Origin of the sequence: Sphingomonas sp. BK345 (assembly GCF_014193845.1) — a bacterium.
Lineage (GTDB): Bacteria > Pseudomonadota > Alphaproteobacteria > Sphingomonadales > Sphingomonadaceae > Sphingomonas.
This window is the reverse complement of record NZ_JACHZX010000002.1, coordinates 43,128-62,621: the sequence shown is the minus strand read 5'-3', so window position 1 is coordinate 62,621 and position 19,494 is coordinate 43,128. Positions and strand designations below refer to the sequence as shown.

Here is a 19,494-nt window from a genome sequence, read left to right as displayed (position 1 = left end):
TCCGCGCGATACGCGTGGTCACCAGTCGGGTCGCCATGCCCGACGCCTCGCTCGCTCTCGCCCCGGACCCCGCCGTGGACCTCGCCACCCGCATCCTCATCGTCGACGACGATCCCGGCATCCGCGAGCTCACCGCCGCCTTCCTCGCCGGCCACGGCTATGTCGTCGACGTCGCAGCGGACGGCGTCGAGATGCGCGCGCGGCTCGAGCAGGAGAGCTACGCGCTGATCGTACTCGACGTGATGATGCCCGGTGAGGACGGTCTCTCGATCCTGCGCGCGCTCGACCGCTCGACCAGCCCGGCAGTGATCATCATGTCGGTGATCAGCGAGGAGGTGGATCGTATCGTCGGGCTCGAGATGGGCGCCGACGATTATGTCGCCAAGCCCGCCAACCCGCGCGAGCTGCTGGCGCGGATCCGCTCGGTCCTGCGGCGCAATCAGGCCGCGGCCAGCGCGGCGCCGAGCTCGGGGCGGCCCTATCTTCGCTTCGCGGGATGGCGGCTCGATCCGGTCGGGCGCCAGCTGTTCGACCCCGACCAGGTCGTCATCAACCTCTCGGACGGCGAGTTCCGCCTGCTGCTCGCCTTTGCCGAGCACCCGCGCCGCGTGCTCACCCGCGACCAGCTGCTCGACCTGTCGCGCGGGCTCAACGCCGAGCATTTCGACCGCGCGATCGACGTCCAGGTCAGCCGCCTGCGGCGCAAGCTCACCCGCGACGACGCGCCAGGGGGCGACGAGCTGATCCGCACCGTGCGCAACGAGGGCTATATGTTCACCAGCGACGTCGAGCGGCGCTGAGGCGCCGGCGATGACGCGCCCGGTCCGGCGAGCCCATTCGATCGCCCAGCCGATCTTCGCGCTGGTGATCGCCTCGGTGGTCGCCGCCACCGCGATCCTGTTCTTCGTCACCTTCAGCGGGCCGCCGCCGCGCGTGCCGCCGCGCCCGCTCGAGGCGATCACCGCGGCGCTGCGCGGCCTGCCGCCGCCGCCGCTGCCGCCCGAGTTCCTCCGCTTCCGCCCGCCCGGCGGTCGCTTTCGTGCATGGCGGATCGAGCCGCTGGAGACGCTCACGGCTGCCGCCGCGCCGACCCCACGCTGGCGCGAGAAGCCCGACGCGTTGACCCAGGCGCGCATCGCCGTGCTGCTCCACGTCGCACCGGGCGACGTGCTCGCTTTCACCGAGCTGAGCCCACGCGGCGGCGGGCGCGAGTTGTTCGGCTCCTTCACCATCGCCTGGCACCTGCCGCAGGGCTGGCGTGTGGTACGAAGCCCGGCGCTGCCGCTGTTCACGCGCTGGCACCTCAACACGCTGATCGCCATGCTGGTCGCGATCGTGGCCCTGTCGATCCCGGCGTGGATGCTGTCGCGCGCGATCTCGCGCCCGCTCGCCCGGCTCGCCGCCGCGGCCGACCGCGCCGGCACCGGCGCGCCGCTGCCGCCGCTGCCGGAGGGCGGGCGCGAGGTGCGCGAACTGGCGCACGCGGTCTCGACCATGCACGCGCGGCTCGCCAGCCACGCCGAGTCGCGCACCGCCATGCTGGCCGCGATCGCGCACGACCTCGGCACGCCGCTGTCGCGCCTGGCGTTCTGGGTGGAGCAGCTGCCCGACGGCGCGCGCGACCGCGCCGTCGCCGACATCGACGAGATGCGCGCGATGATCGCCGAGGTGCTCCGCTTCGCGCGCCACGACGTCGGCCGGCGCGAAGAGACGCTGGTCGAGCTGTCGAGCCTACTCGATAGCCTGGCTGAGGACATGGCAGTCGGCGGCGCCGCGGTGACGGTCGCGGCGGGGCCGCGCGCGGTGGTGAGCGGCGACCCGAGCGGACTGCGCCGCCTGTTCGCCAATCTGATCGGCAACGCGCTGCGCTACGGCGATTCCGCGGCGCTCGCCTGGCGGATCGAGGACGGGCGCGTCACCGTCACGGTCGCCGACCGCGGCCCCGGCATCGATCCGGCGCAGGCGGAAAGGCTGTTCGAGCCGTTCGTGCGCGGCGACCCCTCGCGCAACCGCTCGACCGGCGGCACCGGGCTGGGGCTGGCGATCGTCCGCTCGATCGCCGCGCGGCATGGCGGCACCGCCGTACTTGCCAACCGGGAGGAAGCGGCGGGCGCGGTCGCGACCGTGACACTGCCGCTGGCGCGCTGACACAATCGGCAACGTCGCGGAAGCGCGCCGACATCATGGCGTACGGCGCGGACGGCACGAGGGGCAGGCAACACGCCCCTTGTCGCTTTCTCCCTTCCGTCACCTCGGACTTGTTCCGGAGTCTAGCCCCCGACGCGCCTTGCGGCCGCGGATCATGCGGCTCGGTGGATCCCGGACCGGGTCCGGGATGACGATGAGGAGGGAGCGTCAGCCAGGGGCTCGACAGCGAAAGGGACCCCGATGCATTACGACGATCACGATCACGACCTCGGCCTCGCGCACGACCTCCAGGTCATGGAGCGATTGGTGCAGCGCCGCCGTGCGCTCAAATGGGTCGCGGGCGCGGGCACACTCGCGCTCGTGGCCGGCTGCGGCAGCGGCTCGGGCGAGGCCGAGACCGACATCGCGACCACGGCCACCGCGACGCCGACTCCCTCGCCCACGCCGACCCCCAGCCCGACGGCGAGCAGCAGCAGCACGACCGCAGGCTGCGTCCTCAACGCGAGCGAGACCGCTGGTCCCTACCCCGCCGACGGCACGAACTCGTCGAGCGGATCGACCTCGAACGTGCTCACCGCCACTGGAATCGTGCGCAGCGACATCCGCGCCAGCTTCCTCAGCACCAGCACCGTCGCCGCGGGGGTGCAGGTGACGCTCACGCTCACGCTCGTCGACGTCAACCAGTCCTGCGCGCCGCTCGCGGGCTACGCCATCTACCTGTGGCATTGCGATCGCGAGGGGCATTACTCGCTCTACACCGCCGCGGCGGAGAGCTATCTGCGCGGCGTGCAGGTGACCGACAGCAACGGTCAGGTGACCTTCACCACAATCTTTCCCGGCTGCTACGACGGGCGCTGGCCGCACATCCACTTCGAGGTCTTCTCCAGCCTCGCCAACGCGCTGGGCGGCCGCTACGCGGCGCTCACGTCACAGCTGGCCTTGCCGTCCTCGACCTGCGCGACCGTCTACGCCGATACCGCCACCTACCCGTCGAGCGCGAGCAACTTCGCGCGCGTGGCGCTATCGAGCGACAATGTCTTCGGCGACAACACCACCGCGCAGAACACGCAGATGACCCCGACCTTCACCGGCACGCCGACCGCCGGCTATGCCGCCACCGCGGTGATCGGCTTGGCGCGCTGAGGCAGGATAGCTAAGAGGCGCGCCATGACCGGCGCGCCCCTGATCCTGTACAACAGCCTGACCCGCGAGCCGGAGACCTTCCGCCCGATCGACCCGTCGAACGTGCGCGTCTACTCGTGCGGGCCGACGGTCTATCACTACGCGCACATCGGCAACCTGCGCGCCTATGTCTTCACCGACACGCTCGCGCGCGTCATCCGGTGGAAGGGGTGGCCGCTCACCCACGTCATCAACATTACCGACGTCGGCCATCTCACCTCCGACGCGGACGCTGGCGACGACAAGATGGAGGCCGCGGCGCGTGCCTCCGGGCGCGACATCTGGGCGATCGCGCGCCATTATACCGAGGCGTTCGAGCGCAACCTTGCCGAGCTCAATATCGTGCCGCCGACCCATCTGCCGCGCGCGACGGATCACGTCGCCGAGATGATCGCCTGGGGCGAGGCGATCGCGGAGCGTCACTGCTACCTGCTCGACGACGGGCTCTACTTCGACACCAGCACGGTGCCCGATTACGGCCGGCTCGCCGGCGGGCAGGACGATGCCGCGCACGCGCGCATCGAGGCGGTGGCGGGCAAGCGCCACCCGCAGGACTTCGCGATCTGGCGCCGTACCCCGGCGGGCGAGACGCGCCAGATGGAATGGGACTCGCCGTGGGGCCGCGGCGCGCCGGGCTGGCACCTCGAATGCTCGGTGATGAGCCGGCGCTATCTTGGCGCCGCCTTCGACATCCACACCGGCGGGATCGATCATCGCGAGATCCACCATCCCAACGAGATCGCGCAGAACCAGGCCTATTGCGACTGCGCCGACACCGGCGCGCAGATCTGGATGCACAACAATTTCGTCGTCGACCGCGGCGGCAAGATGAGCAAGTCGTCCGGCGAGTTCATGACGCTCGACCGGCTGGTCGAGCGCGGCTTCCACCCGCTCGCCTATCGGCTGATGTGCCTCCAGGCGCATTATCGCAGCGAGCTCGACTTCTCCTGGGAGAATTTGGCAGCGGCGCAGGTCCGGCTCAAGCGGCTGGTCCACGCCGTCGCGGCGCTGCGCGCGCGCGAGCCCGGCGTCTCCACGGGCGCGCCCACGGCGTATCGCGACCAGCTCGACGCCGCGCTGAGCGACGACCTCAACACGCCGCGCACGCTACCGGTGGTGGACGCGCTGCTCGCTGACAAGCGGGTCTCGGCGGTGGACCGGCTGGCGCTGCTCGACGAGGTCGACGGGCTGCTCGGTCTCGGGCTGGCGACACTGACGCGCGAGGCGCTGCGCGTCCGCCCGGCGAGCGCGACGATCGACGAGACCGAGATCGCCGCCGCCCTGGAGCAGCGTCGCGCCGCGCGCGCCGGGAAGGACTTCGCTCGCTCGGACTCGATCCGCGACGAACTCGCCGCGGCGGGAGTCGAGGTGATGGACGGGGATCCGCTGGGATGGGACTGGAAGATCACGATATAGGTCTTTGTCCGTTTCCTGTGCCCCCCGCGCAGGCCGGTGCCCAGCTGGGGAACGGTGGTAGCTCCCACAACGGCTTTCCCAACTGGGCCCCGGCCTTCGCCGGGACGCAGCAGGAGGGGCGAAGGCACCTCACCCGCCACGTTAGGAGGAATCGCTCATGAAGCTCGGGATCGAGGGACGTCGCGCCATCGTCTGCGCGTCAAGCCAGGGGCTCGGCCGCGCCTGCGCCGAGGCGCTCGCCGCCGCGGGCTGCGCGCTGGTGCTCAACGGGCGCGACGCCGACGCGCTCGCCGCCGCCGCCGCCGCGATCCGTGCCGCGCACGGCGTCGCGGTCGAGACGGTCGCCGGTGACGTCGCCGACGAGCAGGTCCAGGCCGCGCTGGTCGACGCCGCGGGCGGCGCGCCCGACATCCTCGTCAACAACAATGGCGGCCCGCCGCTGCGCGACTTCCGCGTGATCGACCGCGACGCGCTGCGCGCCGGGGTCGAGGCGAACATGATCACGCCGATCCGCCTCACCCAGCGCGTGGTCGACGGCATGGTCGAACGCGGCTTCGGGCGGATCGTCTGCATCACCTCCGCCTCGGTGAAGGCGCCGCTCGCCGGGCTCGACCTGTCGAGCGGGGCACGCGCCGGGCTGACCGGCTTCCTCGCCGGCGTCGCGCGGCAGGTGGCGCACGCCGATGTCACGATCAACTTCCTCCTGCCCGGCCAGTTCGCAACGCGCCGCCTCGAGAGCGTCCACACCGCGGCGGCGGAGAAGCAAGGCGTCGACGTCGCCGAGGCGGCGCGCCGCGGGGCCGAGCGGATCCCCGCACACCGCTACGGCGATCCCGCGGAGTTCGGCGCCGCCTGCGCCTTCCTCTGCTCCGCCAAGGCGGGCTATATCACGGGGCAGAGCCTCTTGATCGACGGGGGCGCCTATCCTGGTATCCTATGAGGCCGGATCGATACCGATGAACGTTGCGAGTCGCGCACGTTTCGTTCAAGGCGCGCGGCGAAACGGAAGGAAGATTACCGATGGCCATGTCATGGGCCCCCGACAGCTGGACCAAGGCCGAGGCGCGCCAGCTGCCTGACTATCCCGACACCGGCGCGCTCGCCGCCGCGACGCATCGGCTCGCCACCTTCCCGCCGCTCGTCTTCGCGGGTGAGGCGCGCAACCTCACCGCCGATCTCGCCAAGGTGGCGGAGGGCAAGGCCTTCCTGCTCCAAGGCGGCGACTGTGCCGAGAGTTTCGCCGAGTTCCACGCCAACAACATCCGCGACACGTTCCGCGTCATCCTGCAGATGGCGGTGGTGCTCACCTTCGCGTCGAAGCTGCCGGTGGTGAAGGTCGGGCGGATGGCGGGCCAATTCGCCAAGCCGCGCTCGACCCCGACCGAGGTGGTCGATGGCGTGGAATTGCCGAGCTACCGCGGTGACAACGTCAACGACATCGCCTTCACGCCCGAGTCGCGCCTGCCCGATCCCGAGCGGATGGTGCGCGCCTACGCGCAATCGGCCGCGACGCTCAACCTGCTGCGCGCCTTCGCACAGGGCGGTTATGCCAACCTCCACCAGGTGCATCGTTGGACCCACGACTTCATGGGTCGCAGCCCCTGGGCGAAGAAATATGCCGAGACGGCCGACCGCATCGGCGAGGCGCTCGACTTCATGGAAGCCTGCGGGATCAGCCCCGACACCGTGCCGCAGCTGTCGCAGACCACCTTCTACACCAGCCACGAGGCGCTGCTGCTCCCGTTCGAGCAGGCGCTGACGCGGCAGGATTCGCTCACCGGCGACTGGTACGACACCTCGGCCCATTTCCTCTGGATCGGCGACCGCACGCGCTTCGAGGGCTCGGCGCACGTCGAGTTCCTGCGCGGCATCGGCAACCCGATCGGCGTCAAGTGCGGGCCATCGCTCGACCCCGACGCGCTGCTGCGCATGCTCGACACGCTCAACCCAGGCCGCGTGCCGGGTCGGATGACGCTGATCACGCGGTACGGCTATGACAAGATCGAGGCGCATCTGCCGCGGCTGGTGCGCGCGGTGACGCGCGAGGGCCATTCGGTGGTGTGGAGCTGCGATCCGATGCACGGCAACACCGTCAAGGCGGCGAGCGGCTACAAGACCCGGCCGTTCGACCGCATCCTCGCGGAGGTGCGCGGCTTCTTCGCGGTCCACCGCGCCGAGGGCACGCACGCGGGCGGCATTCATGCCGAGATGACGGGGCAGAACGTCACCGAGTGCACCGGCGGCGCGATCGACGTGACCGAGCAGAGCCTGGCCGACCGCTATCACACCCACTGCGACCCGCGGCTCAATGCCGGGCAGAGCCTTGAGCTGGCCTTCCTCCTCGCGGAGATGCTCAACGCGGAGATGGCGGAGCGTCGCAAGGCGGCCTGATCGATGTCGCACCCAGGACCGCGCGAGAAAAGCACGCGACCTTGGGTGCGCCGCCGCGAAAGTCGCTTGACGACGCGTTCACCGCCTCCTAACAGCGCGCCTCCACACCGCGTACGGCCCCTTCGTCTAGCGGTCTAGGACGTCGCCCTCTCACGGCGAAAACACGGGTTCGAGTCCCGTAGGGGTCACCATTTCGGATCGTCCACCATGTGGACTGTGTCCGGCGCGATCGAGCGGCGCTTGACCGGACCTGTTGTACCGGTGAGGTCAAATTCGGTGGGGCCGTGCTGCCACCCGCCCGCTCGCTGATGCTAAGGCTTCCCTGCGGCCCTGGGCTCTTCGGAAGCATCCGTGGCGCTCTCCCGCCGGCATGGATCAGACGCGGCAGCGCCGCACCCCTTCTCGCCGAGCGCCTGTACAAAGTTGGGCCATCTCGGTTTAGATAGCTTATCCTTATTGATTTTCCTTTCTGGTACCTGAGCCAGAGGGGGAAGAATCATCGTGGTCATGGGTCTCATCCGGGGCGTCGTCGGCGCGCCGCTATCGCATGGTCGTAACAACGTCGGGAAAGGGCCTGAGCCAAAGACCCTCCCGACTGCAGGGCTGCTGCGGACGCTCGCCGCCCTGCCATTGGCCTGTGTGCGCAAGCGGGAGGCAGTCGCGGCCGCGCGGGTCGCCGCCGGCTATTGCGCCGACTGCGGCACGCTGCCCATCGGCGAAGAAGGTCTCTGTGAAGGCTGCTGGGTCGAGCAGCATGCTGGTCCCTGAGCCGACGCGATGCACGCGCCCGATCTGTCATCGTGCACCTCCATCTTGCCGGTCGATGGCGTAGCGACGACGAGGGCGAGGGTGTCGCCGCCACACCGCGACCCGGGTCTCTCCGGTTAACCGGACGTCATCGCGCGCGCGGCGGCTCGGCGCGACGCAGGCAGTCGGCGGCCTCGTCACGATAGGCACGCATCAGTTCGGGATCCTGCGCCTGCTCGGCGAGCAGCGCGTAACGGCGCGCACGCCGCAGCAGCTTGGTCCGGGTCTCGCCGTCCAGCGCGGGGGGGAACGGCGACATTCATTCACTCCGGACCACGGCGCGCGAAATCACGCGCCCGTCACAACCGTGCTGCCCCAGCGGAGCAGCGGCAACATCTCTTCGTGATATACCTCTCTGGCACGATCGCGGTCCGATCGGGGCAGCCGCTCAATCGAGCGAGTCGAGGCTCTCGATGACCCGATCCGCCTCGTCCGCAGCGGAGGCCGCTCGCACTTCGGCGTGGAGACCGCCGGCACGCACGATTCGCACCGTTTGCCACCCCAGCTGGCGCGGCGCGACGAAGTCTTTCGACGGATTGTCGGCGACATAGGTAAAGCGGCCGCTATCCAGGCCAAAGGCTGCCTCGAGATGGTTGAAGGCGCGCCGGCTCGGCTTCCAGGCCTCGCGCCCCCAGCGATCGGTACAGACCGCCTGGCGCACGCCGCGGCGGAACAGGTCGAGCGCGCGCAGCTTGCGGCGCTGCGCGTCAATGAAACCGTCGGTCACAATGGCCACCGCGGTGCCCGCGCTGCGCCGATCAAGGTAGCGCGCCGCGTCGGGCGCCAGCGCAATCCGCGGGCGGTGCTGGCGATACACCGCGAGCAGGCGCGCCACCAGCGCGGGCGTGGCGGGCTGACCGAGCGCCGCGAGCGAGTCGTCGAAGATCCGTTGCCGCGCTCCCGTTTCGAAACGCTCGCGCATCATGGGGCCGAGCCGGTCGAGCCCGAGCCGCGCACGCGCCCAGTCACCCGCCGCGGTGAGCCCGCTGACGACATAGTCGCGCTCGAGGTAGAGCGTATCGTCGAGGTCGAACACCACGACCCGCTCGAGTGGGGGCGACTCAGAGGAAGACGGCATCGTCGTAGCGCAGCATGGTCACCCCGGCGTCCCACGCGGCCGCCGCGCTCGTCGCTTGACCGAGCCGCTCCTCGAGCAACCAGCGCGCAAAGGTCGCGCCCGCGCGATGCGCCAGCGGGTAGCCGCCGCCGAACCGCGCGTTGATCTCGAATACTGAGGGGGCGCCGTCTGCATCGACGAAGGCCTGGAAGCACCACGCGCCGCGCACCCGTCCGCGCACCGCCTCGCCAAGCCGTCGCGCCACCTCGAGCAGCGCCTCGTGCCGCTCGGTCACGCCCTTCTCGACCTCGCCCGCACGCACCGTGACGCGGCGGTGCGGCACCGCGCAGCGCAGCGTGCCGGCGGCGTCGAAGAAGAGGTTGACGGTATATTCCTGCCCCTCAAGCAGGTGCTGGACGATATAGGGTTCCGGTCGCGGCAGCGCCGCCAGCTCGGCGAGAGAGCCGAGCCGCGCCAGGCCGCGGCTGGAGCTGCCCCCGCGCGGCTTGGCGATCGCGGGCCAGCGCCAGCCGGCGTCGACCGTCTCTGCCGCCGCGGTGGTCGGGGTGGGCACGCCGGCGCGATCGAGGAAGCGCGCGGTCTCGAGCTTGTCGCGCGCCATCGCGACCAGCTCGGCGTCGGCCACCGCGACGTGCGTGCCGACCGCTTCGAAGCGGTCACGCGCGCGCGCCAGCGCGTGAAGCTCGGTGTCGATCGTCGGCACCAGTAGGTGGATCCGCTCGCGCGCGCAGATCGCCAGCGTCGCCTCGACATAGGCCTCGGTCGTCGCCGCGGGCACGGCATGCGCGGCGTCGGCCGAGGCACAGGCGGCGCTCCACTCGGGCGCGAGGTCGGTGGCATGGACTTCGAGCGTCGCGCCCAGCGCCGCGGCCGACTCGCGGAAGCAGCGCAGCAGCGCGACCCGGCGCCCAGCCGAGCCTAGCAAGAGGCGGAGATCGGCCATCACCCGACCTCGCGGACGAGCACGAACGCCTCGGCGGCGTGGCGCCCGACACACGAGCCGCGCACCATCGCCAGCGCGCGCAGCGTCTCGATCGACCGCTCGTCGGGGAAGGCGTGGCACTGCGACTCGAAGCAGCGGAAGGCGTCGAGCTTGGCCTCCAGCGTGTCGGCGACGTCGACGAAGACGTTGGGCTGGAACGACGGCGCCAGATAGGGCGCGGCCCAGTTGGTCTCCGACACCGTCTCATAGGCGAGGACGCGCGCCGGATAATCGCTGCCGCGCGGCCGTGCCGCCACCATCGCCGCGTCGAAGATCAGCTGATGATCGCGGTGCAGGTCGCCGACGAATGGGACGAACAACGTGTCTGCGCGGGACGCGACCAGCGCGGCGCGGACCGCGGCGTTGATGTCGGCCTGCGCCACCCGGTCGAGCTCGACCGCGGGCAGATCGAGATAATGCGTCGTCGCCACACCGAGCAGCGCGTGCGCGGCCGCCGCCTCGCGCCGCACCGCCGCTACCTGCTCGGCGGCGAAGCGCGGCGCGGTGCCGCGCGTGACCACCGCCACCTCGACGTGACGCCCCCGCGCGGTCAGCCGCGCGATCGTGCCGCCGCAGCCGAGCACCTCGTCGTCGGGATGAGGCGCGAGCACCAGCGCGCGCTCGATCCGGTCCAGCATCATTCCCCCTTCGCTCACGCTCGTTATCCCAGCCGCACGTGGAGCGGCGGCGGGCCGGGCCGGTCGCGCTGCCAGCGTGTCACGCGCAGCAGTTCGCCGTCGCCGCAGCGCACCGTGAAGGTGACCTCGTCGCGCGCCACCACCTGCCCCGCGAACGCGGCGTCGTGGCCGCGGCCCGGCCGCGGCTCGGCGGCGAGAATGGTCACCTCGCCGCCCGCCGAGCGGGTGCGCGCGCCCGGATAGGGTTCGCCGCAGGCGCGGATCAGCCGGTCGATCGAAGCCGCGTCGTCGCGCCAGTCGATCTCGGCGTCCTCGGGACGGCGGCGCGCGGCATAGGTGGCATAGCGCTCGTCCTGCGGCGCGCCCGCGGCATCGCCGGCGGCGAGCCGCGTCAGCAGCGGCGGCAACATCGTGGCGAGCGCGGCCATGTGCTTGTCGTAGAGCGTCTGCGCTGTCTCGTCGCGCGCGACGTGGAAGAAGTGCTGCGCCAGGATGGGACCGCTGTCGGTGCCTTGGTCGATCACGAACAGGCTGCCCGCGGTGATCGGCTCGTCGAGCAGGATCGTCCAGGGGATCACGCCGCGCCCGCGCAGCCGCGGCAGGGCCGCGGGATGGTAGCCGACCGTGCCCATCGGCGCGACGGCGCGGAAGTCGGGGCCGCACAGCTGCGACCAGCCGATCACGAGGATCACGTCGGGCGCCAGCGCGCGCAGCCGGTCGAGCACCGCCGGCTCGTTGCAATTGGCGGCATGCACGACCTCGGCGCCGAGCGCGCGTGCCGCGTCGCCCAGGTCGACGAAGTCGGAATGGCGCGTGCTGAGCTCGGGCGGCAGCGTGACCAGCGCGGCGAGCGTCCAGTCCCTTGCCGCCGCCAGCGCGCGCAGCGCCACATGGGTGCTCTCAACCGCGCCGACGAGGATCGCCCGCATAGGCACTCCGTATGGCGTCCGCGTTGCGCCGCTCGCCGCCGCCGCCGGCGACGAGCAGGGTGCGGAATAGGATCTCCAGGTCGAGCCGCAGCCCGCGATGCTCGATATACCACAGGTCGAGCGCGAGCTTCTCCGCCTCGCTCAGCCGCGTGTTGCCGTTGACCTGCGCCCAGCCGGTCAGCCCGGGCCGCACGCGCGCGCGCGCCGCGCCCTGCTCGCCCGCGGCGGCGATCGTCACCGGCAGCAGCGGGCGCGGGCCGATCAGGCTCATCTCGCCGCGTAGCACGTTCCACAGCTGCGGCAGCTCGTCCATGCGGGTGGCGCGCAGGAAGCGCCCGGTCGGCAGCAGCCGCTGGTCGTCGGGCAGCAGCGCGCCGGCGGCGTCGCGCCGGTCGTTCATCGTTCGAAACTTGCGGAGCGGGAAGGGTCGCTGTGCCAGCCCCGAGCGCGCCTGCACGAACAGGATCGGCCGCCCCGCCACGGCCGCCTGCACCAGCGCGAGCAGCAGCAGCAGCGGCGCGACGAAGACCAGCCCGACCGCCGCGACGACGATGTCCACCGATCGCCGCGCGGTCACGCCGCGGCTTCCGCGAATGCCGGTCCCGCCGCCGCCGCCGTGTCCGGTCGGGTTGCTGACAGCTCCATCGTGTCGAGCAGCAGCCGGTTAACCCGCTCCACGGCGTAGCGCTCGGTGGCGACGCGGCGTGCCACCGCGCCCAACCGCGACGCGAGCGCGGGATCCGCGCAGAACCGCTCCATCGCGGCGGCCAGCGCGGCCGGATCGCGCGCCGGCACGACGAGCCCGTTCGCGCCCTGATCGATCGGATCGCGGCAGCCGGGGCGGTCGGTGGTAATCACCGCTCGCCCGCTCGCCATCGCCTCGAGGATCGTGCGGGGCAGCCCCTCGCGGTACCAGCTCGGCAGCACGAACACGCTCGCCTCGGCCAGGAAGGGGCGGACGTCGCGCGTCTCGCCGAGATAGTCGATCACGCCCTCCTCGGCCCAGCGCGCGATCTCGCCGGCGGTCACGCCGTCAGGACCGGGGTCAGTCGGCCCGAGCAGACGAAAGCGCGCCTGAGGGTAGCGCGCGCGCACCGCGCGTGCCGCCGCGACGAAATCGTCGACGCCCTTGGCGCGCAGCAGTCGCGCGATCATCAGGAACACCGGCCCGGGCGGCGGGGTTGTGCCCGCGAAGCGCGTGACGTCGACGCCGGAGCCCGGCACCTGGATCACGCGCGCGTCCGGCACGACGATGGCGTGGCGGAGCATCTCGGCGCGATCGTCACGGTTGAACACGAAGACCGCGCGCGCCTCGCGCACCGCCGCGCGGTAGAGCAGCGACACGCCGCGGCGCAGCAGTCGCATCCTCGGCGAGGCGTCCTCGCCGTAGACATGGCCGAGACCACTCACCATCGCGTAGAAGCGCGTGCGCGTCAGCCGCGCCGCGAGCCCGGCGTAGATGATCGGCTTCTGCGTGTAGGCGAGCACCACCTCGGGTCGCTCGGCGCGCAGCAGAGCGACGAGCGCGCGCAGCGTGCCGAGGTCCACGAGCGGGTTGAGCCCCACCCGGGCCATCGGCACCCGGCGCAGCGCCACGCCCATGTCGGCGAGACGCGCGCGCACCTGCGGGTCGTCATCGGGCGCGCAGGCGATCACCTCATGGCCGGCCGCGACCATGTCGGCGAGCAGCTGCCCGCGGAAATTGACCAGCGAGTAGGCCAGGCTCGCGACCACCACGACCCTCATGCGCGTGCCCTCGCCCAGTCACGCGCGGTCGGCGTCGAGCGCGCGGCGTCGCGGTAGAGCGCGGCGTAGCGGTCGACCACGTCGCGGATGTCATGACGGGCGCGGACGCGCGCGCGCGCGCGCTCGCCAAGCGCCACGCGCTGCGTCGCGGGCAGCGTGCCGAGCCGCACCAGCGCCGCCGCCAGCGCGGCGGCATCGCGCGGCGGCACCACCGCGCCGGTGTCACCGATCAGCTTGGCGCTGTCCCCCACGTCGGTGGCGACGCATGGTACGCCCGCCAGCATCGCCTCTCCCACTACGTTGGGGAAGCCTTCGCCCCAGGCTGAGGAGAGCGCGAGCAGGTCGAGTCCGCCGAGCCAGTCGGCGACGTCGCCGCGGTGACCGCGACGGATGACGATGTCCTCGGGCAGTCCGAAAGCGGCCGGCGCGAGCGCGGGATGCTCCTCCATCCCCTTGCCCACCAGCAGCACCCGCGCGGCGAGCCCTTGCCCGCGAGCCATCGCCACGGCGCGGAGCAGATTGGGCACGTCCTTCATCGGCGCCGCGCGCGCGACCATGCCGATCAACGGACCGTCGCCGCTGTCGACCCCGAGCCGGTCGCGCAACGTCGCGCGGGCGGCGGCGCGCGTCACCGGTGTGACGATGTCGAAGCCGTTGGGGATCACGCGCTGATCCGGCGCGCGGAAGCCGAGGCGACGGTACTGATCGGCCGCCGCGTGCGAGTTGTAGACGATCGCGCGCGCACCGCGCGACAGCAGCGCCTGCGTTCGCAAGACCAGCCGCGTCAGCGGCTTCTCCTCGGCGAGATCGGCGACCGAGTGGCGCACGTTCCAGATCACCGGCACGCGCAGCCACGGCCGCGCCAGCGCGGCGGCGAGCGTCGCGGCGAGCTGCGCGTGGTGCATCCAGGCGACGATCACGTCGGGGCGCCGCACCGCGATCGCGCGCGCGAGCGACAGCAAGGCGCGCGGCGACGGCATCCCCGCGGACATGCCAAGATCCGCCACCGGCGTACCGGTAGCCGCGATGCGCGCGCCGCCGTGCCCGGGCGCGATCAGCGACATTACCTCGGAACACAGATGCGGGTGGCGGCGCCCGTGCTCGAGCAGCCGCGCCAGCATCGTCTCCGCGCCGCCGACATCCAATCCCGTGATGACGTGCAGCACCCTCACCGGCCGCACCGCCCGCTACGTCGTCCCGCCACGATCAACACACTCCCCCGTACGCCGCGCATCCTAGCCGCACCCGGCGGCACCATGGCGTGACGATTGGGCACATCACCCCTTCGAGGGAGCGCGCGGGACCGGAAGAGCAGCGTCGCTGACCGATCGGAGAGCCGCCGGGAGCGAAGGAGCAGCGTGGCTCTCACCGGAATCGACGGCGCGCATCGCCGGATGCGTCCCACCATGCTGCGCCGCAACGGTCTACTCTCCTGCGGTCGCGTCCGGCGCCTGGGGGCAGGCAGGGGGAGCTTATGCCGCGGATCTTGAACTACCAACGTTACTCGCGGCGCGTGCGTCGCACCGCCAACCAGCTGTTCGACGCGGTGGCGATCGTCGCGTCGCTCGCGATCGCGCTGCTGCTGCGAATGAGCGGCGCGGTTCCCGCCTCGATGTGGGAAGGCCTGGTCTGGAGCGCGCCAGTGTTCATCGCGGTGGGGTTCCTGGTGTTCAACGCCACCGGCATCTACCGCCGCGTCTGGCGGCTCGCCTCGCTGCCCGACGCGCTGCTGCTGGTGGGCGCCGCCGCGCTGTCGGTGCTGCTGTCGGTCGGGCTACTCTCGGTCTCAGGGCACGCCACCTGGCTGCCGCTGTCGGTGCCGGTGATCCATTGGTTCGTCCTCTCCGCGACGATGACGGCGGCGCGGCTGTGGCGCCGCGTCGCCAGCGAGCTGCCGCGCCGCGCCCGCGCCGCCTCGGCCGCACCGCGCGGCGCCGCGACGATCGTGAGTCAGCAGCGCGCGCTGCTCGTCGGCCGGCCGGAGGACGTCGAGGTGCTGCTGCGCCAGATCGAGCAGGAGGAGAGCCCCGCCTATCTGCCCGTCGGTATCCTCGACCTCGACAGCCATGACGCCACGCTGCGGCTGCGCGGCGTGCCGATCCTCGGCATGGTCGACGCGATCGACCACGCGGTCGATATGCTCACCGCGCGCGACGAGCGCCCCAGCGTCGTGATCATCGCGGAAGGGCGCAACGGCAGCGGTGGGCTGCCAGGCGCACGCCGCGTCCAGCTCGTCAACGCGGCACAGGCGCTTCACCTGTCGGTGCGAAGCGCCACGCCGGACGCCAGCGTGCGCCAGTCGCTCGACGCCGAGTCGATCGACCTCGCCGACCTGCTCGAGCGCCCCGCCACCGACCTCGACGCCGCGGTCGCGGCGCGCGCGATCGAGGGCAAGCGCGTGCTGGTCACAGGCGCCGGCGGCACGATCGGACGCGAACTCACCCGCCAGATCGCGGCGATGAAGCCCTCCGACATCGTGCTGGTCGATTGCGGCGAGTACAACCTCTACCTCGTCGAGATGGAGCTGCGGGAGAACTACCCCCAGGTGCCGTGCACCGCGGTGCTGTGCTCGATCCGCCAGCGCCAGCACGTGATGGCAGTGTTCGAGCAATATATGCCCGACTACGTCTTCCACGCCGCCGCCTTGAAGCACGTGCCGCTGGTCGAGCTGAACGTCTGCGCCGGGATCATGACCAACGTGATCGGCACGCGCAACGTCGCCGACGCAGCGCTGCGCTTCGGCGCGCGTGCGTTCGTCCAGGTATCGACCGACAAGGCCGTCAATCCCGTCAGCGTGATGGGCGCGACCAAGCGGCTCGGGGAATTGTATGTCCAGGCGATGGACCTGCAGGGCTCGGGCCGACCCGACAGCCCGCGCTTCATGACGGTGCGGTTCGGCAACGTGCTGGGCTCGAGTGGCTCGCTGATCCCGCTGTTCCAGCGCCAGCTGGCGCGCCGCGCGCCGCTGACCGTCACGCATCCGGAGATCACCCGCTTCTTCATGACCGTCCACGAGGCGGTGCAGCTGGTGCTGCACAGCACCGCGCGCACGATGGAGCGCAACGTGCAGCGTGGACGGATCGTGGTGCTCGACATGGGTGAGCCGATCCGCATCCTCGACATCGCGCGGCGGATGATCAAGCTGGCCGGGCTGGTGCCCGACCGCGACGTGCCGATCCATATCGTCGGGCTGCGCCCGGGCGAGAAGCTGTACGAGGAGCTGTTCGACGCGCGCGAGCAGCGGCTGCCCTCCGCGATCGAGGGCGTGTTCGAGGCCGAGCCGATCCCCGTCCCCCTGCCCGCGCTCCAGGCGCAGTTCACGCGGCTGGCCGAGGCGGTCGGCGAGCATGATCAGGACCTGGCGCGCGCGCTGCTGTTCGAGCTGCTCGACCCCGATCGGATCGTCGCCGCCAAGCCCGCGGACGAGCATGCCGGGGCCGTCGTGCGCTCGCTTCACGGCAACCGCGAGGGGGCGGCGGCATGAGCGCCGGGCTTCATCAGGCGGCGGCATCGGCCGCGCTGCTTCACGCCGTCCCCGCCCCGATCGCGAGCCGCTGGCCCCGCTACGAGGCCGACGAGATCGCCGCCGTCGAGGCGGTGCTGCGCTCGGGCAAGGTCAACGCGCTCCACCACGGCGCGCACAACGCGCTGCTGCAGGACGGCTTCGCCGCGCTCTGCGCGATGCCGCACGCGATCGCGCTGGCGAACGGCACGCTGGCGCTGGAACTGGCGCTGCACGCGTTGAACGTCGGCATCGGAGACGAGGTGATCGTGCCCGCGCGCAGCTTCGTCGCCTCGGCGAGCTGCGTCGTCACGCGCGGCGCCACCCCGGTGTTCGCCGACGTCGATCCGGACACCCAGGCGCTCTCGGCCGAGACGATTGCGGCGCAGCTCACGCGGCGCACCAAGGCGATCATCGTCGTCCATCTCGGCGGACGGCCGGCAGACATGGCACCGATCGTTGAACTGGCGCGCGCACACGGGCTCCTGCTGATCGAGGACTGCGCCCAGGCACACGGCGCGACGATCGACGGCCGCGCGGTCGGGGGCTTCGGCGACGCCGCGGCCTTCTCCTTCTGCACCGACAAGATCATGTCGACCGGCGGTGAGGGCGGGCTGCTGCTGCTGCGCGAGGAGGCGGCGTGGCGTCGTGCCTGGTCGATGAAGGACCATGGCAAGGACGTGCGCGACCTCGGCGGCGGGGGCGGCAACACGGGCTTTCGCTGGCTGCACCACGAGGTCGGCAGCAACTATCGCCTCACCGAGATGCAGGCGGCGATCGGCGTCGCTCAGCTGGCCAAGCTGCCGGCGTGGCTCGACACGCGCCGGCGCAACGCCGCGGCCATCCTCGATCCGCTCCGCAGGCTCGACGCCGTCCGACTGGCCGAACCGCCGGCCGAGGTGGGCCATGCTTATTACAAATTTTACGCTTTCGTCCGGCCCGAGGCGCTCGCGCCGGGCTGGACGCGCGAGCGGATCGTCGCCGAGGCGATCGCGCGCGGCGTTCCCTGCCTCACCGGCAGCTGCCCCGAGATCTATCGCGAGCGCGCCTTCGTCGAGCGCGGGCTCGGCCGCGACACGCCGTTGCCCGTGGCGAAGCTGCTCGGCGAGACCAGCCTGATGCTGCCGGTCGACCCGACGCTCGACCAGGAGGAATGCCGCTACATGGGCGAGACGTTGCGCGCGATCGCGCTCGAGGCGATGGGGCGGACGCATGGTTGAGGGTCTGCCCAGCTTCCTGGTCATCGGCGCGGTCAAGGCCGCGACGACCTGGATCTCGCACCAGCTGCGCTGCCACCCCGAGCTGTGGCTTCCCGACGCCGAGCCGCATTTCTTCAGTGACGACTACGAGCGCGGGCTCGACCATTATCGCTCGCTGTTCGCGCCCGCCCCGGCGGGGCGGCGGATCGGTGAGAAATCGGCCGACTATCTCGCGCACCCCGAGGCCGCCGCGCGCATCGCGACGGTGCTGCCCGGCGTGCCGATGGTGGTGCAGCTGCGCGATCCCGTCGAGCGCGCCTATTCGGACTATTGCATGCTCTTCCGGCACGGTCGCGTCGCCGGCGACCCGCGCCGCTACCTCGAGAAGCGAGACCCGGCCGGCAAGCGCTTCCTCGACGGCGGCCTCTACGCCCAGCATCTCGCGCGCTTCCACGCCCATCACGCGCGCGATCGGATCGCCGTGTTCCTCTACGAGGACGTGATCGAGCAGCCCGAGGGCGTGATCGCGCGCGTGTGCGAGCATATCGGCGTGGACCCGCACATCGAGCCCGCCGCGGTGGCGAGCCGCCGTAACGACGGCGCGGCGGCGATGCTGCCGCTGCCCGTCCGTCGTGTGCTGCGCCCGATGCGCCCGTTGCTCGATCCCCTGCGGAGCAACCCGCTGCTGGCGCGGCTCCGCGGCACGATGGCGCGACCGGTGCGCTACCCGCCGCTGACGGTGGAGCTGCGCGCGCTGCTGCGCGACTATTACCGCGACGATGTGCTACAGCTGGAGTCGATGATCGGGCGCGACCTGTCGCGCTGGCGCACGGGCGCCGCGGCGGGGGCCAACGACGATCGAGTGACGGCGGCGTCCTGAGCGGACGATCGACCGAGTGACGCGTGAGGGGGGATGAAGGATGCGGACGTGGCTGGGGCTGGCGGCGGCGGGGCTGTCGCTGGCGGGATGTGCGAGCGAGTATCGCGGGCTGGCGCCGCTGCCCGAAGTGGCGGCGAGCGACTACCGGCTCGGACCGGGCGACGAGCTGCGCGTCAGCGTCTTCGGGCTCGACGCGGTGAACAACACCTATATCGTCAGTGACTCCGGGGCGATCGCACTGCCGCTGCTCGAGCCAATCGCGGTGAGCGGCGAGACGGTGCGCGAGGCCGAGCGCGCGATCGCCGCGGAGATCAGCCGCCGCCAGCTCGTCAACCAGCCGCGCGTCAGCGCGCAGGTGCAGAGCTATCGCCCCTTCTTCATTACCGGCCAGGTGCAGAAGCCGGGGCAATACGCCTATGTGCCCGGCATGACGTTGATGACCGCGGTGTCGATCGCGGGCGGCTACACCTTCCGCGCCGACACGGACCGCGCGGTCGTGCGCCGCGGCGGCAGCAAGGGTGTGGCGCAGCCCGATGCGCGCATCCTGCCGGGCGACGTCGTCACCGTGGCCGAGAGCACGCTGTGACGGCATCGTA

At 71.6% G+C, this 19,494-nt stretch carries 19 protein-coding genes and 1 tRNA gene; 12 read left to right on the top strand and 8 right to left on the bottom strand.

Features of this window, described 5'->3' with window-relative positions; translation table 11 throughout:
* The first annotated feature begins 35 nt into the window (after positions 1–35).
* From FHY03_RS05480 to FHY03_RS05445, 8 genes are all read left to right on the top strand, one after another.
* Positions 36–800, top strand: coding sequence for a response regulator (locus FHY03_RS05480; protein WP_183930308.1), 765 nt, complete (start codon positions 36–38; stop codon positions 798–800).
* Positions 801–810: 10 nt separating this feature from the next.
* Entirely contained in the window at positions 811–2,148 is a 1,338-nt protein-coding gene (locus tag FHY03_RS05475) for a cell wall metabolism sensor histidine kinase WalK (RefSeq protein ID WP_183920930.1), read from the top strand.
* 240 nt (positions 2,149–2,388) lie between these two features.
* Positions 2,389–3,291 (top strand): intradiol ring-cleavage dioxygenase, encoded by a 903-nt coding sequence (locus tag FHY03_RS05470; RefSeq protein ID WP_183929358.1) that lies wholly within the window; start codon positions 2,389–2,391, stop codon positions 3,289–3,291.
* A 24-nt stretch (positions 3,292–3,315) separates the two neighbouring features.
* A complete protein-coding gene (gene cysS / locus FHY03_RS05465; RefSeq protein WP_183929356.1) occupies positions 3,316–4,746 on the top strand; it encodes a cysteine--tRNA ligase in 1,431 nt (476 codons plus the stop codon).
* A 157-nt stretch (positions 4,747–4,903) separates the two neighbouring features.
* Positions 4,904–5,686, top strand: a complete 783-nt coding sequence (locus tag FHY03_RS05460) for an SDR family oxidoreductase (protein WP_183929354.1) — start codon at positions 4,904–4,906, stop codon at positions 5,684–5,686.
* An 80-nt stretch (positions 5,687–5,766) separates the two neighbouring features.
* Complete coding sequence (locus FHY03_RS05455; RefSeq protein WP_183929352.1) at positions 5,767–7,137, top strand: class II 3-deoxy-7-phosphoheptulonate synthase; 1,371 nt, start codon at positions 5,767–5,769, stop codon at positions 7,135–7,137.
* Between the two features lie 115 nt (positions 7,138–7,252).
* Positions 7,253–7,328 (top strand) — tRNA-Glu (locus FHY03_RS05450).
* A 310-nt stretch (positions 7,329–7,638) separates the two neighbouring features.
* Positions 7,639–7,905 carry a hypothetical protein gene (locus FHY03_RS05445; protein ID WP_183920935.1) on the top strand — a complete coding sequence of 89 codons (267 nt, stop codon included), beginning with the start codon at positions 7,639–7,641 and terminating at the stop codon, positions 7,903–7,905.
* A 127-nt stretch (positions 7,906–8,032) separates the two neighbouring features.
* On the opposite strand, the gene FHY03_RS05440 is transcribed toward FHY03_RS05445, so the two are convergent.
* The 8 genes from FHY03_RS05440 to FHY03_RS05405 all read right to left on the bottom strand — a co-directional run bounded on the left by FHY03_RS05440 (position 8,033) and on the right by FHY03_RS05405 (position 14,489).
* Complete coding sequence (locus FHY03_RS05440; RefSeq protein WP_183929350.1) at positions 8,033–8,203, bottom strand: hypothetical protein; 171 nt, start codon at positions 8,201–8,203, stop codon at positions 8,033–8,035.
* Between the two features lie 129 nt (positions 8,204–8,332).
* Positions 8,333–9,022, bottom strand: coding sequence for an HAD family hydrolase (locus tag FHY03_RS05435; protein ID WP_183929348.1), 690 nt, complete (start codon positions 9,020–9,022; stop codon positions 8,333–8,335).
* On the bottom strand, positions 9,006–9,965 hold the full coding sequence (locus FHY03_RS05430) for an ATP-grasp domain-containing protein (RefSeq protein WP_183929346.1): 960 nt from the start codon (positions 9,963–9,965) through the stop codon (positions 9,006–9,008). The genes FHY03_RS05435 and FHY03_RS05430 overlap by 17 nt, the downstream gene beginning before the upstream one ends.
* The gene (locus tag FHY03_RS05425) at positions 9,965–10,660 is read right to left on the bottom strand and encodes a PIG-L deacetylase family protein (RefSeq protein ID WP_311721314.1); all 696 of its coding nucleotides are present in this window, start codon (positions 10,658–10,660) and stop codon (positions 9,965–9,967) included. The genes FHY03_RS05430 and FHY03_RS05425 overlap by 1 nt, the downstream gene beginning before the upstream one ends.
* A gap of 5 nt (positions 10,661–10,665) precedes the next feature.
* Entirely contained in the window at positions 10,666–11,571 is a 906-nt protein-coding gene (locus FHY03_RS05420) for a methionyl-tRNA formyltransferase (RefSeq protein WP_221190033.1), read from the bottom strand.
* The gene (locus tag FHY03_RS05415) at positions 11,543–12,148 is read right to left on the bottom strand and encodes a sugar transferase (RefSeq protein WP_183920940.1); all 606 of its coding nucleotides are present in this window, start codon (positions 12,146–12,148) and stop codon (positions 11,543–11,545) included. Before FHY03_RS05415 ends, FHY03_RS05420 begins: the two co-directional genes overlap by 29 nt.
* Positions 12,145–13,317, bottom strand: coding sequence for a glycosyltransferase family 4 protein (locus tag FHY03_RS05410; protein WP_183929342.1), 1,173 nt, complete (start codon positions 13,315–13,317; stop codon positions 12,145–12,147). Before FHY03_RS05410 ends, FHY03_RS05415 begins: the two co-directional genes overlap by 4 nt.
* Complete coding sequence (locus tag FHY03_RS05405; RefSeq protein WP_183920942.1) at positions 13,314–14,489, bottom strand: glycosyltransferase; 1,176 nt, start codon at positions 14,487–14,489, stop codon at positions 13,314–13,316. The genes FHY03_RS05410 and FHY03_RS05405 overlap by 4 nt, the downstream gene beginning before the upstream one ends.
* 314 nt (positions 14,490–14,803) lie before the next feature.
* On the opposite strand from FHY03_RS05405, the gene FHY03_RS05400 reads away from it, so the two are divergent.
* From FHY03_RS05400 to FHY03_RS05385, 4 genes are read left to right on the top strand one after another with little or no spacing between them, the layout of a single operon-like run.
* On the top strand, positions 14,804–16,801 hold the full coding sequence (locus FHY03_RS05400) for a nucleoside-diphosphate sugar epimerase/dehydratase (RefSeq protein WP_260158727.1): 1,998 nt from the start codon (positions 14,804–14,806) through the stop codon (positions 16,799–16,801).
* Complete coding sequence (locus FHY03_RS05395; protein WP_183929338.1) at positions 16,798–18,039, top strand: DegT/DnrJ/EryC1/StrS aminotransferase family protein; 1,242 nt, start codon at positions 16,798–16,800, stop codon at positions 18,037–18,039. Before FHY03_RS05400 ends, FHY03_RS05395 begins: the two co-directional genes overlap by 4 nt.
* The gene (locus FHY03_RS05390) at positions 18,032–18,898 is read left to right on the top strand and encodes a sulfotransferase (protein ID WP_183920945.1); all 867 of its coding nucleotides are present in this window, start codon (positions 18,032–18,034) and stop codon (positions 18,896–18,898) included. The genes FHY03_RS05395 and FHY03_RS05390 overlap by 8 nt, the downstream gene beginning before the upstream one ends.
* A 40-nt stretch (positions 18,899–18,938) precedes the next feature.
* Positions 18,939–19,484: a polysaccharide biosynthesis/export family protein gene (locus tag FHY03_RS05385; RefSeq protein ID WP_183920946.1), complete on the top strand. Its 546-nt coding sequence runs from the start codon at positions 18,939–18,941 to the stop codon at positions 19,482–19,484.
* Positions 19,485–19,494: the final 10 nt, after the last annotated feature.